We start from the raw sequence: 13,315 nt of genomic DNA, 5'->3' as shown, positions 1-13,315 counted from the left end.
CTTGCGCACGTTCGCCAAGGTCGCTACTCTATGCCCTCGGAGTCGGCTCGGCAGTCGCTTCGGTGCTTGCACCGGGGAGGAAAGTCCGGGCTCCACAGGGCAGAGCGCCAGGTAACGCCTGGGGGGCGAGAGCCCACGGAAAGTGCAGCAGAAAGTAAACCGCCTAAGCGACCTCGGTCGCCGGTAAGGGTGAAATGGTGCGGTAAGAGCGCACCGCGCGGCTGGCAACAGTTCGCGGCGATGGTAAACCCCGCTCGGAGCAAGACCAAATAGGAACCCGATGGTGCGGCCCGTACCGGGTTCGGGTAGGTCGCTCGAGGTGCGTGGCGACACGCATCCCAGATGAATGACTGTCCTCGACAGAACCCGGCTTACAGGCCGACTCCGACTTATTCTGTTTTAGAGCGCTTCCTTCTATCCCCCGTCTTTTTTAATCCTAAAAATTCACAAACTTAATGTAATACTTTAAGTTTGCTCGCTATTGCGCTGATAGTTATAGCTTATTCCCTTTTGGCGGTTTCTGGCGCATCTCTCATTCCTGTCTATACCTACAGTTTTCTCTGCAGATCCCGTGCGGTTCGCCGCATTTTCCTTCTCTATTGCTTGACTTTGCTTTGCCCGGATTTATAGTGTGCCATAAGTGGTAGAAAGTGGTTATTAGTGGTTTTTTGTGGAAATCCGGGATGTGAAGTGGTGAAAAGTGCCCACGCCTCCCATCAATTGACAGGTGAATCGTGCTCACAGGCAGTCACTCCATCAATATGGACGCGAAGGGTCGCATGGCGATCCCGACTCGCATTCGCGAGTCCTTTGTCGCGTCCTGCGAGGGCCGCCTGGTGCTGACCGCTCACACCCAGCAGCGCTGCTTGCTGGTGTACTCCGAGCCAGACTGGCTGGAGCGACTGCCGAAAATTCAAGCACTGCCGGATAACGACCCGGCGGCAGGCCGGATCAAGCGTCTCTGGATTGGCTATGCGACCCAACTGGAGATGGATGGCAACGGACGAATTCTGGTGCCCCCGACCTTGCGCAGCTTCGCCAGACTGGACAAAAAGCTGATGCTGGTGGGGTTGGGCGACAAGATGGAATTGTGGAATGAAGACAGTTGGCAGGACCTGATCGAACAGCCGCTCGATACCGAGCTGTCCCCAGAGCTGCAATCGCTGACACTGTAACCGGATTCCAAGCGGCTCGGCCCGAGCCGGCGTGGCACAACAAACGCGGCATAACAAAAGGTAGCCCATGAGCGATTCGCCCCACCAAACGGTCCTGTTGAATGAAGCGGTTGACGCCCTGGTTCAGGATGTCGACGGCTTTTATGTTGACGGTACCTTTGGCCGGGGTGGACACAGTGCCCGGATTCTGGAACGGCTGTCGGAAAAGGGACGGCTGCTGGGCATTGATAAAGATGCCGATGCCATCGCGGTGGCGCACGAGCGATTTGCCAGTGATGCCCGGTTCGAGATCGCTCAAGGATCCTTTGCGGCGCTTGCGGAACTGGTGGGTGCGAGAGACATGACCGGCAAGGTCCAGGGCCTATTGCTGGATCTGGGCGTGTCGTCGCCGCAGTTGGATGAAGCCGAACGTGGGTTCAGCTTTTTGAACGACGGTCCTCTGGATATGCGGATGGACCGGAGCTCCGGACAGAGTGCGGCCGAATGGCTTGCCGGAGCCCCGGAAGCCGAGATTGCACGGGTTCTGAAAGAGTATGGCGAAGAGCGCTTCGGCAAGCGCATGGCGCGAGCGCTGGTCGCTGCCCGGGCGGAACAACCGATTACCCGGACGTCGCAGCTGGCCGAAATCGTCAAGGCGGCCAATCCGGCCTGGGAGAAGGGGAAGCATCCGGCGACCCGGGCGTTCCAGGGAATCCGGATTCACGTCAACAATGAGCTGTCGGATCTCGAAGCCATTCTTGCCCAGGCTTTGACGGTGCTGGCACCGGGCGGACGGCTGGTGGTGATCAGCTTCCATTCTCTGGAAGACCGCCTGGTGAAGCGCTTTATCCGCCGGCAGGAAAAGGGACAGCCGCTACCGGCCGGACTGCCGGTACGCGATGAGCAGCTCGATCGCACGCTCAAGAGTGTGGGCAAGGCGGTTCGGGCCAGCGATATTGAAGTGGGCGCAAACGTGCGTTCACGCAGCGCCATTATGCGCGTTGCGGAAAAACTCTGACTGATCAGATGGCGAGGCGGTTTTGACTATGAGCCACAACACATCCAATGCACTGCACTCCCGCCGGGGTATAACCCTGGCGGTGGCCGTGGCGTGGGTGCTGGTGGTGTTGTCGGCGCTGGCGGTCATTGCCTCTACCCATCAGACCCGTCAACGGGTTGACCGCCTGGAGACCCTGCGCCGGGAGGCGGCCGAGCTCCAGGTCGTGTGGGGACAATATATGTTGGAGCAGAGCACCTGGGCCGCCTATGGCCGGGTGGAGCAAATGGCCCGCGATGAGTTGGCCATGCGTTTGCCGGATGACGATGACATCGTGATGGTGATTCATGAGTAGGGGACAGACCCTGACAATCGCCCGCTGGCGAGTCTGGCTGGTGGCTCTGGCGGTGCTGGTGCTCGGCTCGGCGCTATTGTGGCGTCTGGCCAGCCTGCAGGTGCTGCCTGATACCGCCCAGGGTTATGAGTTTCTCCAGGGCCAGGGGCAGGCGCGAACCCTGCGCACCGAATCCATCAATGCCTATAGGGGGGTGATTACCGACCGCAACGGCGAGCCATTGGCAGTCAGCACACCGGTCGAAACCCTCTGGGCAGACCCGACACTCCTGTTGCAGTCGCCCGAGCGCTGGAACGAGTTGGCGCGGGCGCTGGAACTCTCGGAAGCCGAGCTGGAAGCTCGGCTCTCTCGTTATAGCGGCAAGGAGTTTATGTACCTGCGTCGGCATCTGCCCCCTCCGGCTGCCGAAGCGGTTCTGGCGTTGGAGGTTCCCGGCGTCTACAGCCAGCGCGAGTACCGCCGCTATTACCCGGCCGGGGAAGTGGCGGCCCACTTGGTGGGCTTTACCGATATCGACGATCGGGGCCAGGAGGGTATGGAGCTGGCTTACGACGCCTGGCTGTCAGGAGAGAGTGGCGCCAAGCAGGTGCTCAAGGATTTGCGTGGTCGTACCGTCAAAGAGCTTCAACTGGTGAAGTCTGCCCGGCCCGGTCGCAATCTGGCGCTCAGCATTGATTTGCGCCTTCAGTATTTGGCGCATCGGGAATTGAAGGCCGCGGTTCTGAAAAACAACGCCAAGGGCGGCTCGCTGGTGATCATGGACGTGCAGACCGGAGAGGTTCTGGCCATGACCAACCAGCCGGCCTACAACCCGAACGATCGCTCCGGCCTGCGCTCCGAGGCGTTGAGAAACCGAGCGTTGACGGACTTGTTTGAGCCCGGCTCCACCATGAAGCCGCTGGCGGTCATGGCGGCACTGGAAACCGGTCGTTTCAGCCCCAATTCGCTGATCAACACCGCTCCCGGGTACGTTCAGGTAGGGCGCAAGACGCTGTTGGATCCGGTGAACTACGGCACCCTGGATCTGAGTGGGGTGATTGCTAAATCCAGCCAGGTGGGAATGACCAAGCTGGCTTTAGAGCTTGAGCCTTCAACGGTGCGCAACATGTATCAGCGGCTCGGGCTGGGCCAGGGTGTGGGTACCGGGTTTCCGGGCGAAGCGGTGGGCACGCTGCCCACCTATGAAAACTGGCGCCCCATTCAGCGGGCAACCTACGCTTTTGGTTACGGTCTGAATCTCACGGCCATGCAGTTGGTGAACGCTTACAGCACCGTCGCCAGTGGCGGCGTCAAGCGCACGCCTTCGCTACTGAGGGTAGACGAAGTGGCCGACGGCGAACGGGTGGTGGATGAAGATCTGGCCCGGCAGGTTACCGCCATGCTGCGCCGGGCGGTCAGCACCGAGGGTACGGCCCGCCGGGCTGAAATTCCGGCTTATCCGGTGGCGGGCAAAACCGGCACGGTACATAAAGTGGGTGAGGGTGGTTATGTCGAGAACCGATATATCGCATCGTTTGTCGGTATGGCGCCAGCGGACAATCCGCGCATTGTCGCGGCGGTAATTATCGATGAGCCCTCGGATGAACGTTATTTTGGTGGCCAAGTGGCCGCTCCGGTTTTTTCAAGCGTGGCCGAAGGCGCTCTGCGTTTGTTGCAGGTGCCGCCCAGAGTGAACGGGGCCAAAGGCATTATGGTTCAGGAAGACAAAAAGCGCGGGGAGCCCCTGTCATGACTCCTCGCTACTCCATTAACCTCGCGGACCTGGCGCCGGCGCTGAAGCTCGATCCGGCGTCGCTGCCCGATATCCAGGGATTGACCCTGAATAGTCGTCAGGTCCAGCCGGGTGATGCGTTTGTGGCCCTCAAGGGCGCGGTTCATGATGGGCGTGACTATATAAAGGATGCAGTCGCCAATGGTGCCGTGGCCGTACTGGTGGATGTGGACGCTCCGGCGGATGTTCAGTCCGTGCCGGTTGTCGCACTGCCCAACCTGGCCGGTCAACTGAGTGAGTTGGCAAATCGGCTGTATCAGTCCCCGAGCGAAGCGGTCAAAGTCTTTGGCGTGACGGGAACCAACGGCAAAACCACCTGCTCCCTGCTGATGGCCCAATTGGCGGCGGTCCACTGGGGGGCTGCGGGCGTGATCGGCACCTTGGGGTACGGATTGTTGAAGGCCGACGAGCCATCCGCCGACCAGTTTGCCGGTCTGGAGCACACCGGTCTGACTACTCCGGACGCGCTGAGTGTGCAGAAAACGCTGTGCTCGCTGGTAGATCAGGGGGCGCAGGTAGTGGCCATGGAGGTCTCCTCCCATAGTCTGGTTCAGGGACGCGTGGCCGCCGTGAAGATGGCGGCGGCTCTGTTCACCAACCTGAGCCATGACCATCTGGACTTCCACGGAGACCTGATCCGCTATGGCGCCGCCAAGGCGCGGTTGCTGGAGCAACCCGGCCTGCAGGTCGCGGTCATCAATCGGGATGATGCCTGGGCCGCGAGCCTCGCCAACCAAGTGCCGGAGGGAGTTCAGGTGGTGAGTTATGCCCTGGATGACCCGCAAGCCGATGTCTACGTCACCGACCGGGTCGAGCAGCGTGCGGGCATCAGTGCCCTGATCAATACACCCTGGGGACAGGGCGAGCTCCACAGCCCACTGTTGGGTGAGTTCAACCTGAGCAACCTGCTGGGCGTGATCGCAACGCTCTGTGCCGCTGGCATGGCACTGGAGGACATCTTGGCGGCCGTTCCCGGTCTGGTACCGGCGCCCGGGCGCATGGAACCGGTGGTCCTGGATGAACAGCGACAGGATGTGCAGGTGGTGGTGGATTACGCCCACACGCCGGACGCACTGGAGAACACTCTCAAGGCGTTGAGTCACCACAACACGGGTCGGCTCTGGTGTGTGTTCGGTTGCGGTGGAGACCGGGACCGGGCCAAGCGTCCGAAGATGGGACGGCTCGCTGAGCGGTACAGCGATTACGTGGTAGTGACCAATGACAACCCCCGCTCAGAGGATCCCGCCCAGATTGCGGCGGACATTCTGCGCGGAATGGACAACGACCATCAGTGTCTGGTGATTGCCGATCGCGCACAGGCTATTGACCTGGCCATTCAACAGGCCCGCCCCGGCGATACGGTATTGGTCGCGGGTAAGGGCCATGAGGATTATCAGATTTTTGCCCGGGAAACCCTGGCGTTCAGTGATTGCGAGCAGGTGCGCCAATCGCTGCAGCGTCGGTTGGCTAAATTGCGCCCCGGGGAGGTGACACCATGATCGGTACGATCTTTTTGTCAGAGCTCAACCGTCGTTTTGGGGGTGAATTGACCCAAGGTGATGTCGAATTCCGTCGGTTGAGTACCGACACCCGAACCGTGCAGGCCGGGGACCTGTTTCTGGCGCTGCGGGGCGAGCGGTTTGATGGTCATGAGTTTGTGCAGTCCGCAGTAGATCGTGGCGTCTGCGGTGTGGTGGTAGACCAGCCGGTGCCGGACTTGGCCGTACCTCAGTGGGTCGTGCCGGATACTCTGACGGCCCTGGGCCAGGTGGCATTGCTCAACCGTGAACGTTTTCGGGGCCCTCTGGTTGCGATCACCGGCAGCAGCGGAAAAACCACCGTGCGGACCATGCTCGCGGGCATTCTGGTGCGCGCCGGGGGCGTTCTGGCAACTCGGGGCAACCTGAATAACCACATCGGTGTGCCATTGACGCTGTTGGAGTTGGATGAACATCACGAGTACGCGGTGATTGAAATGGGCGCGAGTGGCCCGGGCGAAATCGCGTCCTATTGTCAGTGGGCGAAGCCCGATGTGGCGCTGATCAATAACGTCATGCCGGCGCATATCGAAGGTTTTGGTTCGGTCGAAGGCGTTGCACGCGCCAAGGGAGAAATCTATACCGCGCTGGATGAAAACGGCATTGCCGTGATCAACCGCGACGACGCCTTCGCTTCTTACTGGTTGTCCAGTCTTGGTGGTCGCCGAGTGATCAGTGTGTCACTGGATCAGCATGAGGCAGATTGTCGGGCCCGGGATATCGAGTATCACCCCGACAGCGTTCAGTTCACGCTGATCACCGGAAACGAAGAAGCACGTGTGCAACTGGCAGTGCCGGGTGAACACAGCGTCAGAAACGCGCTGGCCGCAGCCGGTTGTGCGCTGGCGCTGGGTCTGAGTGCTCAGGCCATTGCCCGCGGGCTGGAGAGTTTTGAACCGGTGGCGGGGCGTATGTCGGCCCGGCGCGGCTGGGCTGACGCGCTGATCATTGACGACAGTTACAACGCCAATCCCGGTTCAGTCCGGGCAGCGATCGAAGTGCTCGCCGCACATCAGGGCAAGCGCATATTGGTGCTGGGCGATATGGGAGAGCTCGGTGAACACAGTGCCGAGCTGCATCGTGAGGTGGGTGAACGGGCGCGCGAGCGCGGCCTGGATCGGTTGTTGACGCTGGGTCCATTGAGTGCCCGGGCCGCCGACGCCTTCGGTGAAGGCGCTAGCGCCTACCGTACTCATGAGGCTGTGATTGACGCCCTCAAGGGTGAGTTGGATGAACACACCCGCGTGTTGATTAAAGGTTCTCGCAGCGCCGGTATGGATCGGGTGGTGCGCGGTTTGAGCAAAATCGGAGACCAAGACTGATGCTACTGTGGCTCGCAGAATACTTACAAGAATACCTGCGCGGCATGGCCGTGTTTCAGTACCTGACGCTGCGCGCGATTCTCGGAGTGCTGACGGCGCTGGTGATTTCGTTGTTGTTGGGTCCCTGGATGATTCGTCGCCTGAACTACCTGCAGATCGGTCAGGCCGTGCGCAGCGACGGACCGCAAACGCACTTGAGCAAGTCCGGTACACCGACCATGGGCGGCACGCTGATTCTCGCGGCGATTTTTATCAGTACCCTGCTCTGGACTGATCTGAGCAATCGCTATGTCTGGGTAGTACTGGTGGTGACCGGCATTTTCGGCGCCGTGGGTTGGGTCGACGATTACCGCAAGGTGGTCCAGTCCAACTCTCGCGGTCTGCCCGCGCGCTGGAAGTATTTCTGGCAGTCCGTGGCCGGTGTCGGCGCGGCCCTGTTTCTGTACTACACCGCCGTTCTGCCCGCGGAGACCCAGCTGTTTGTGCCGTTCTTCAAAAACGTGGCATTGGATCTGGGCGTGTTTTATCTGGTGATCACCTACTTCGTGATTGTCGGTTCGAGCAACGCGGTGAACCTGACCGACGGTCTGGATGGGTTGGCGATCATGCCTTCGGTCATGGTGGGCTCGGCGCTGGGCATCATTGCCTATTTGGCCGGGCACGTGGAGTTTGCCAATTATCTTCATATCGCCCATATCCCCGGGGCCGGTGAGCTGGTGATTTTCTGCGGCGCCCTGGCCGGTGCCGGGCTGGGCTTTCTGTGGTTCAACACTTATCCGGCTCAGGTATTCATGGGCGATGTAGGCGCACTTGCGCTGGGGGCCGCCTTGGGGGTAATCGCCGTGATTGTTCGCCACGAGATTGTCCTCTTCATCATGGGCGGCATCTTCGTGATGGAAACGGTGTCGGTCATTTTGCAGGTCGCTTCCTACAAACTGACCGGACGGCGGATTTTTCGAATGGCGCCGCTGCATCACCATTATGAATTGAAAGGCTGGCCGGAGCCGCGTGTGATCGTGCGCTTCTGGATTATTACCGTCATGTTGGTCTCCTTCGGGCTGGCCACATTGAAACTGCGTTAACGGAGCGAGTGAAACTGTGCCTCAACTGATTGCGTCAAGCTGTGAAACCGCCATCGTGGGCGCCGGTGTGACCGGCGTCTCCGTCGCGCGTTTTCTGGCGCGTCGGGGGCAGGTGTTCACGTTGCTGGATACCCGTGCGGATCATCCCCAGCGCGAGGTGCTGGAGCGGGAGTTTGGTGCCGAGCGGGTGCAGTTCGGCGCTCTCGATGTGGCACTGCTGAGCCGGGTGGAGGAAGTGGTGGTCAGCCCGGGAATCGCAATGAGCACCCCCGAACTGCAACAGGCGCGCAATGCCGGCGCTCGTCTGGTGGGCGATATCGAACTGTTCGTGCGTTACGCCAAGGCGCCGCTGATCGCGATTACCGGCTCCAACGCCAAGAGCACGGTCACCACCCTGGTGGGTGAGATGGCCAAAGATGCGGGCGTGCGGGTCGCCGTTGGCGGCAACCTCGGCACCCCGGCACTGGACCTGCTCGATGACAGCGTTGAGTTGTATGTGTTGGAGCTGTCCAGCTTTCAACTGGAAGGTGTCACGAAACTGAGCGCCAAGGTGGCCACGGTGCTCAATGTCAGCGCCGACCATATGGATCGTTACCCGAACATGCCCGCCTACCATCAGGCCAAGTTGCGGGTTTATTTCGGTGCGGAACAGGTGGTGTACAACAGCCAGAGTGTACTGACCCAGCCACCGATGAGTGTCAATGCGATACCGGTCACCTTCGGGGGACGCCCGGAGTTTCACCGGTTTGGCGCCACCGAGCATGAGGGCGAGCTGTGGCTGTACTGGCAGCTCGATCCCCTGATGCCGGCAAGCGAATTGAAAATCAAGGGACGGCACAATATTGATAACGCGTTGGCGGCGTTAGCGCTGGGCCATTCGGCGGGCTTGGCGCACGAGTCCATGCTCAACACCCTGCGTCGCTTCCGGGGCTTGGCGCACCGGTGCGAGTGGGTGGCCGAACACGATGGCGTGGCCTACTACAACGACTCCAAGGGCACCAACGTGGGCGCCGCCGTGGCGGCCATTGAAGGGCTGATGCCCCCACAGGGAAAGGTTGTACTGATCGCCGGGGGCGACCCCAAAGGCGCGGACTTTGCCGAGTTGCGCAAACCGGTCGAGCGCTGTGTTCGCACCCTGGTGTTGATTGGCACCGCCGCCGATGCCATGGAGGCGACGCTGGGCGACTTGGCGGACGTGCTTCGCGCGGACTCCATGGAGGATGCGGTGCGCAAAGCCGCCGCCGCGGCACAGTCGGGCGATGTGGTTCTGTTGTCTCCGGCCTGCGCGAGCTTCGATATGTTCCGCAATTATCAGGACCGGGGTGAGCAGTTCCGCCAGGCAGTGGAGGGCCAGCAATGATCAATTGGCTCAAACAGCACTGGGAAGAATCCGTGGCGATTTTCCGTGGCGGCGTGGATCAATGGCTGATTCTCCTGTGGCTCGGTCTGCTCAGTATTGGCCTGGTGATGATCGCTTCCGCCTCGATCGCGTTTGCGGCCGACACATACGGAGACCCCTGGTTCTTTACCAAGCGGCATTTTGTGTACCTGATGTTGGGGATGGCGGTTGCCGCTCTGGTCGTGGCGGTGCCGGTGCGCTATGCCCAGCAATACGCGGGCTGGTTGATGGTCGCGACCTTGGGGCTTCTCTGCCTGGTGTTGGTGCCGGGTATTGGCCGGGAAGTGAACGGTGCCCGTCGCTGGCTGGACCTGGGATTGATCTCGGTTCAGATTTCGGAAGTGGCCAAAGTGGCTGCGGTTGTGTTCTTTGCCAGCTTCTTCGCCCGTCGGCATCAGGAGTTGTATACCGGCTGGCAAGGCTTTGTGAAGCCGGTGCTGGTGTTGGGAATGATGTGTCTGCTGCTGCTGTTCCAGCCGGACTTCGGTAGCGCCGTGGTGTTGGCCAGTGTGGTGCTGGCCATGATGTTTATTGCGGGGGTCAAGCTCTGGCACTTCGGGTTATTGGGTGCGGCGGCCATTGCCTGTCTGGCAGCGCTGGCGGTGTACTCCCCCTATCGGATGACCCGTTTGGTGACCTTTCTGGATCCCTGGTCGGCCCAGTTCGGCTCCGGCTATCAGTTGACGCAATCCCTGATCGCCTTCGGTCGGGGCGAGTGGTTTGGGCTTGGCCTCGGGAACAGTCTCCAGAAACTGTTTTACCTGCCGGAAGCGCACACTGATTTTATTGCCGCCATCATGGCCGAGGAGTTTGGACTGATCGGTCTGGTGGTGATGCTCGGGGTATTCGCGGCGTTGATCGTACGGGTTTTTGCGATCGCCCGCGCAAGCCTGACCGCCAACCGGTTGTTTGCCGCGTTCGCCTCTTACGGTGTGGCCATATTGTTTACCTTTCAGGTATTCATCAACGTGGGTGTTGCGTCGGGTTTGCTACCCACCAAGGGACTGACTCTGCCGTTCATCAGTTATGGCGGTAGCAGCTTGTTGATTGGCTGCGCGCTGATCGGCTTTGTGATTCGGGTGGATTGGGAGCAGCGCCAGGCGGTTCCGGTATCGCGCGTGCGCACCCGGGTCAAGCCGGTGTCGGTGAGCTCACAGTGGCGGGAGGCGGCATGATGACTTCAGCCTCCCATAAAAAAGCCTTGATTATGGCCGGCGGCACCGGAGGTCATGTGTTTCCGGCGTTGGCGGTGGCGCGCGAGCTGCAGGCACAAGGCGTTCAGGTCGCTTGGTTGGGCACCGCCAAAGGCATTGAAGCCCGTCTGGTGCCGGGTGCGGGTATTGCCCTGCATTATCTGTCCGTGCAGGGCGTACGGGGTCGCGGTATGGCGGGCCTTCTGAAAGCGCCGTTTTTGATTCTGGCGGCCATTTGTCAGGCGCTGGCGGTGATCTGGCGGTTCAAGCCGGATGTCGTGGTGGGCTTTGGCGGGTTTGCCTCCGGCCCTGGTGGTATTGCGGCAAAACTGTTGTGGAAACCCTTGGTCATTCACGAACAGAACGCCATCCCGGGCACGACAAATCGTTACCTGGCGCCTTGGGCTCAATCGGTACTCACTGCCTTCCCGACAGCTTTGAAAGGAGCGCAGGTGGTGGGCAATCCGGTGCGACGCGAGCTGGCGGCTCTGGCGGCACCCGCGGAGCGTTTCAGCGCGCGGGGCGAGCAGCCGCTGCGGCTTCTGGTGCTGGGTGGCAGCCTGGGTGCGCAGGCCATTAACGAACAGGTGCCGGAAGCGTTGGCTCGACTTGCGCCCGAGGCCCGCCCGATGGTGTGGCATCAAAGTGGCGCGGCCCATCAGGAAGTCACCCGGTCGCACTATGATGCGGCCGACGTGGACGCTCGGGTGGATGCGTTTATCGATGATATGGCCGAGGCCTACGCCTGGGCCGATTGGGTGATCTGTCGAGCCGGCGCCCTGACAATTTCAGAGTTGATGACAGCGGGGTTGGCGGCATTGTTGATTCCGTTCCCGCACGCCATCGACGATCACCAGACGCACAATGCGGCCGTGCTGGTGAATGCTGGTGCCGCGCTGGCGGTCTCACAAAAAGATCTGGACGGTGAGAAGCTGGCAGCCTTGATGCGGGAAGAGTTTTCCGAGCGCAATCGCCTGCGCGCCATGGCCGAACGTGGCCGCCAGTTGGCACGACCCGAAGCGGCGCGAGTGGTCGCCGAGCAATGCATTGCCCAAACCGAGGTCAATCGTGGATAAAGCCATTCAATATTACGAAGTTCCGGAGATGCGTCGCATTCGACGCATTCACTTTATCGGCATCGGCGGTGCGGGTATGAGTGGTATCGCGGAGGTGCTGATCAACCAGGGCTATGAAATCACCGGCTCCGACCTGAAAGCCTCCGGCACTACCCGTCGCCTCGAAGCGATGGGGGCCACCGTGTTTATCGGCCACCGTGAAGAGAACGTGGCGGATGCGCACGTTGTGGTCAACTCCAGTGCGGTGAAAGCGGACAATCCGGAGATGATCAGCGCCCGCGAACGGCGTATTCCCATCGTGCGGCGCGCCGAGATGCTCGGTGAACTGATGCGCTATCGCCACGGTATTGCGGTGGCCGGCACTCACGGTAAAACCACCACTACCAGCCTCATGGCATCGGTGCTGGCGGCCGGCGGGCAGCACCCGACCTTCATTATTGGCGGCCTGGTCAATAGCGCGGGCAGCAATGCCCAGTTGGGGGCAAGTCGCTATCTGGTGGCGGAAGCGGACGAAAGTGATGCGTCCTTCCTGCATTTGCAGCCCATGGTCGCAGTGGTGACCAACATCGACGCGGATCACATGGACACCTATGGGGGCGACTTCAACCAGTTGAAGCGCACCTTTATCGAATTCATTCACAACCTGCCGTTCTACGGGCTGGCGGTGTTGTGCGGGGATGATCCAGTGGTGCGCGACATCATCCCATCGCTCTCGCGCCCGATACTGACCTATGGCTTTGAGGCCCACTGTGATTTTCGGGCGATCAATGTAAGAAAGGACAAGATGCAGACCCGTTTTGACGTCGAGCGCCCGGACCATAAAGAGCCGCTGTCGATCGAGCTCAATATTCCCGGGTTGCACAACGTGTTGAATGCGACGGCAGTAGTGGCCGTCGCCACCGATGAAGGCCTGAGCGATCAGGCCATTCGGGACGGGCTGAAGCATTTTGCCGGTGTGGGTCGTCGCTTCCAGGTGTATGGCCACTACCAGGTCGAGAACGGCGAAGCCATGTTGGTGGACGACTATGGACATCACCCCCGCGAAGTGGCGGCAACGATTGCGGCCATCCGCGATGGTTGGCCGGATCGCCGCTTGGTGATGGTCTATCAGCCGCACCGCTACACGCGTACCCGGGATCTCTACGAAGACTTTGTGGACGTGTTGTCGTCGGTTGATGCGCTGGTGTTGCTGGAAGTCTACAGCGCCGGCGAAGACCCCATCCCGGGCGCGGATGGCCGCCACCTGAGCCGTAGCATTCGGATGCGCGGTGCGGTCGAACCGATATTTGTTGAGTCGGTGGATGATGTGCCCGATGTGATTCGGGATATCGTCAAGCCGGGCGACATTGTGATTACTCAGGGTGCCGGTAACGTCGGCGCTCTGGCAGGTGAACTCGCCCAGCGCAAGTTGCGCTAGGCCCTTGAGGT

Annotated in this window: 11 protein-coding genes and 1 other RNA gene; all 12 read left to right on the top strand. The window is 60.7% G+C overall.

The features are described from left to right. Window positions 1–38 precede the first annotated feature (38 nt). The 12 genes from rnpB to murC all read left to right on the top strand — a co-directional run bounded on the left by rnpB (window position 39) and on the right by murC (window position 13,304). Window positions 39–390, top strand: an RNA gene (gene rnpB, locus EDC38_RS07240) — RNase P RNA component class A. A 344-nt stretch (window positions 391–734) separates the two neighbouring features. Continuing rightward, the gene (mraZ, locus tag EDC38_RS07235; protein WP_123637926.1) at window positions 735–1,175 is read left to right on the top strand and encodes a division/cell wall cluster transcriptional repressor MraZ; all 441 of its coding nucleotides are present in this window, start codon (window positions 735–737) and stop codon (window positions 1,173–1,175) included. 67 nt (window positions 1,176–1,242) lie between these two features. Next, window positions 1,243–2,172: a 16S rRNA (cytosine(1402)-N(4))-methyltransferase RsmH gene (gene rsmH / locus EDC38_RS07230; RefSeq protein WP_123637925.1), complete on the top strand. Its 930-nt coding sequence runs from the start codon at window positions 1,243–1,245 to the stop codon at window positions 2,170–2,172. Window positions 2,173–2,200: 28 nt separating this feature from the next. Beyond that, a complete protein-coding gene (gene ftsL / locus EDC38_RS07225; protein ID WP_123637924.1) occupies window positions 2,201–2,506 on the top strand; it encodes a cell division protein FtsL in 306 nt (101 codons plus the stop codon). Continuing rightward, on the top strand, window positions 2,499–4,238 hold the full coding sequence (locus EDC38_RS07220) for a peptidoglycan D,D-transpeptidase FtsI family protein (RefSeq protein ID WP_123637923.1): 1,740 nt from the start codon (window positions 2,499–2,501) through the stop codon (window positions 4,236–4,238). The genes ftsL and EDC38_RS07220 overlap by 8 nt, the downstream gene beginning before the upstream one ends. Continuing rightward, on the top strand, window positions 4,235–5,776 hold the full coding sequence (locus tag EDC38_RS07215; RefSeq protein WP_123637922.1) for a UDP-N-acetylmuramoyl-L-alanyl-D-glutamate--2,6-diaminopimelate ligase: 1,542 nt from the start codon (window positions 4,235–4,237) through the stop codon (window positions 5,774–5,776). Before EDC38_RS07220 ends, EDC38_RS07215 begins: the two co-directional genes overlap by 4 nt. Next, a complete protein-coding gene (locus tag EDC38_RS07210; RefSeq protein WP_123637921.1) occupies window positions 5,773–7,137 on the top strand; it encodes a UDP-N-acetylmuramoyl-tripeptide--D-alanyl-D-alanine ligase in 1,365 nt (454 codons plus the stop codon). Before EDC38_RS07215 ends, EDC38_RS07210 begins: the two co-directional genes overlap by 4 nt. Next, window positions 7,137–8,219 (top strand): phospho-N-acetylmuramoyl-pentapeptide-transferase, encoded by a 1,083-nt coding sequence (gene mraY, locus EDC38_RS07205; RefSeq protein WP_123637920.1) that lies wholly within the window; start codon window positions 7,137–7,139, stop codon window positions 8,217–8,219. Before EDC38_RS07210 ends, mraY begins: the two co-directional genes overlap by 1 nt. Window positions 8,220–8,235: 16 nt before the next feature. After that, window positions 8,236–9,579, top strand: a complete 1,344-nt coding sequence (gene murD / locus EDC38_RS07200) for a UDP-N-acetylmuramoyl-L-alanine--D-glutamate ligase (RefSeq protein ID WP_211331048.1) — start codon at window positions 8,236–8,238, stop codon at window positions 9,577–9,579. Next, a complete protein-coding gene (gene ftsW / locus EDC38_RS07195) occupies window positions 9,576–10,793 on the top strand; it encodes a putative lipid II flippase FtsW (protein WP_123637919.1) in 1,218 nt (405 codons plus the stop codon). Before murD ends, ftsW begins: the two co-directional genes overlap by 4 nt. Next, window positions 10,790–11,887 carry an undecaprenyldiphospho-muramoylpentapeptide beta-N-acetylglucosaminyltransferase gene (gene murG / locus EDC38_RS07190; RefSeq protein ID WP_342769062.1) on the top strand — a complete coding sequence of 366 codons (1,098 nt, stop codon included), beginning with the start codon at window positions 10,790–10,792 and terminating at the stop codon, window positions 11,885–11,887. The genes ftsW and murG overlap by 4 nt, the downstream gene beginning before the upstream one ends. A 28-nt stretch (window positions 11,888–11,915) precedes the next feature. Continuing rightward, window positions 11,916–13,304, top strand: a complete 1,389-nt coding sequence (murC, locus tag EDC38_RS07185; protein WP_123638880.1) for a UDP-N-acetylmuramate--L-alanine ligase — start codon at window positions 11,916–11,918, stop codon at window positions 13,302–13,304. The last annotated feature ends 11 nt before the right edge of the window (window positions 13,305–13,315 follow it).

Source organism: Marinimicrobium koreense, from assembly GCF_003762925.1.
Lineage (GTDB): Bacteria > Pseudomonadota > Gammaproteobacteria > Pseudomonadales > Cellvibrionaceae > Marinimicrobium > Marinimicrobium koreense.
Note: the sequence above shows the minus strand (reverse complement) of the source record. Positions and strands in the feature narration are given on the sequence as shown.

Coding starts and splice junctions, on each gene's coding strand:
- murC (WP_123638880.1), top strand. CDS start 11,916: ATGCGTCGCATTCGACGCATTCACTTTATCGGCATCGGCGGTGCGGGT.
- EDC38_RS07210 (WP_123637921.1), top strand. CDS start 5,773: ATGATCGGTACGATCTTTTTGTCAGAGCTCAACCGTCGTTTTGGGGGT.
- ftsW (WP_123637919.1), top strand. CDS start 9,576: ATGATCAATTGGCTCAAACAGCACTGGGAAGAATCCGTGGCGATTTTC.
- ftsL (WP_123637924.1), top strand. CDS start 2,201: ATGAGCCACAACACATCCAATGCACTGCACTCCCGCCGGGGTATAACC.
- rsmH (WP_123637925.1), top strand. CDS start 1,243: ATGAGCGATTCGCCCCACCAAACGGTCCTGTTGAATGAAGCGGTTGAC.
- EDC38_RS07220 (WP_123637923.1), top strand. CDS start 2,499: ATGAGTAGGGGACAGACCCTGACAATCGCCCGCTGGCGAGTCTGGCTG.
- murG (WP_342769062.1), top strand. CDS start 10,790: ATGATGACTTCAGCCTCCCATAAAAAAGCCTTGATTATGGCCGGCGGC.
- mraY (WP_123637920.1), top strand. CDS start 7,137: ATGCTACTGTGGCTCGCAGAATACTTACAAGAATACCTGCGCGGCATG.
- EDC38_RS07215 (WP_123637922.1), top strand. CDS start 4,235: ATGACTCCTCGCTACTCCATTAACCTCGCGGACCTGGCGCCGGCGCTG.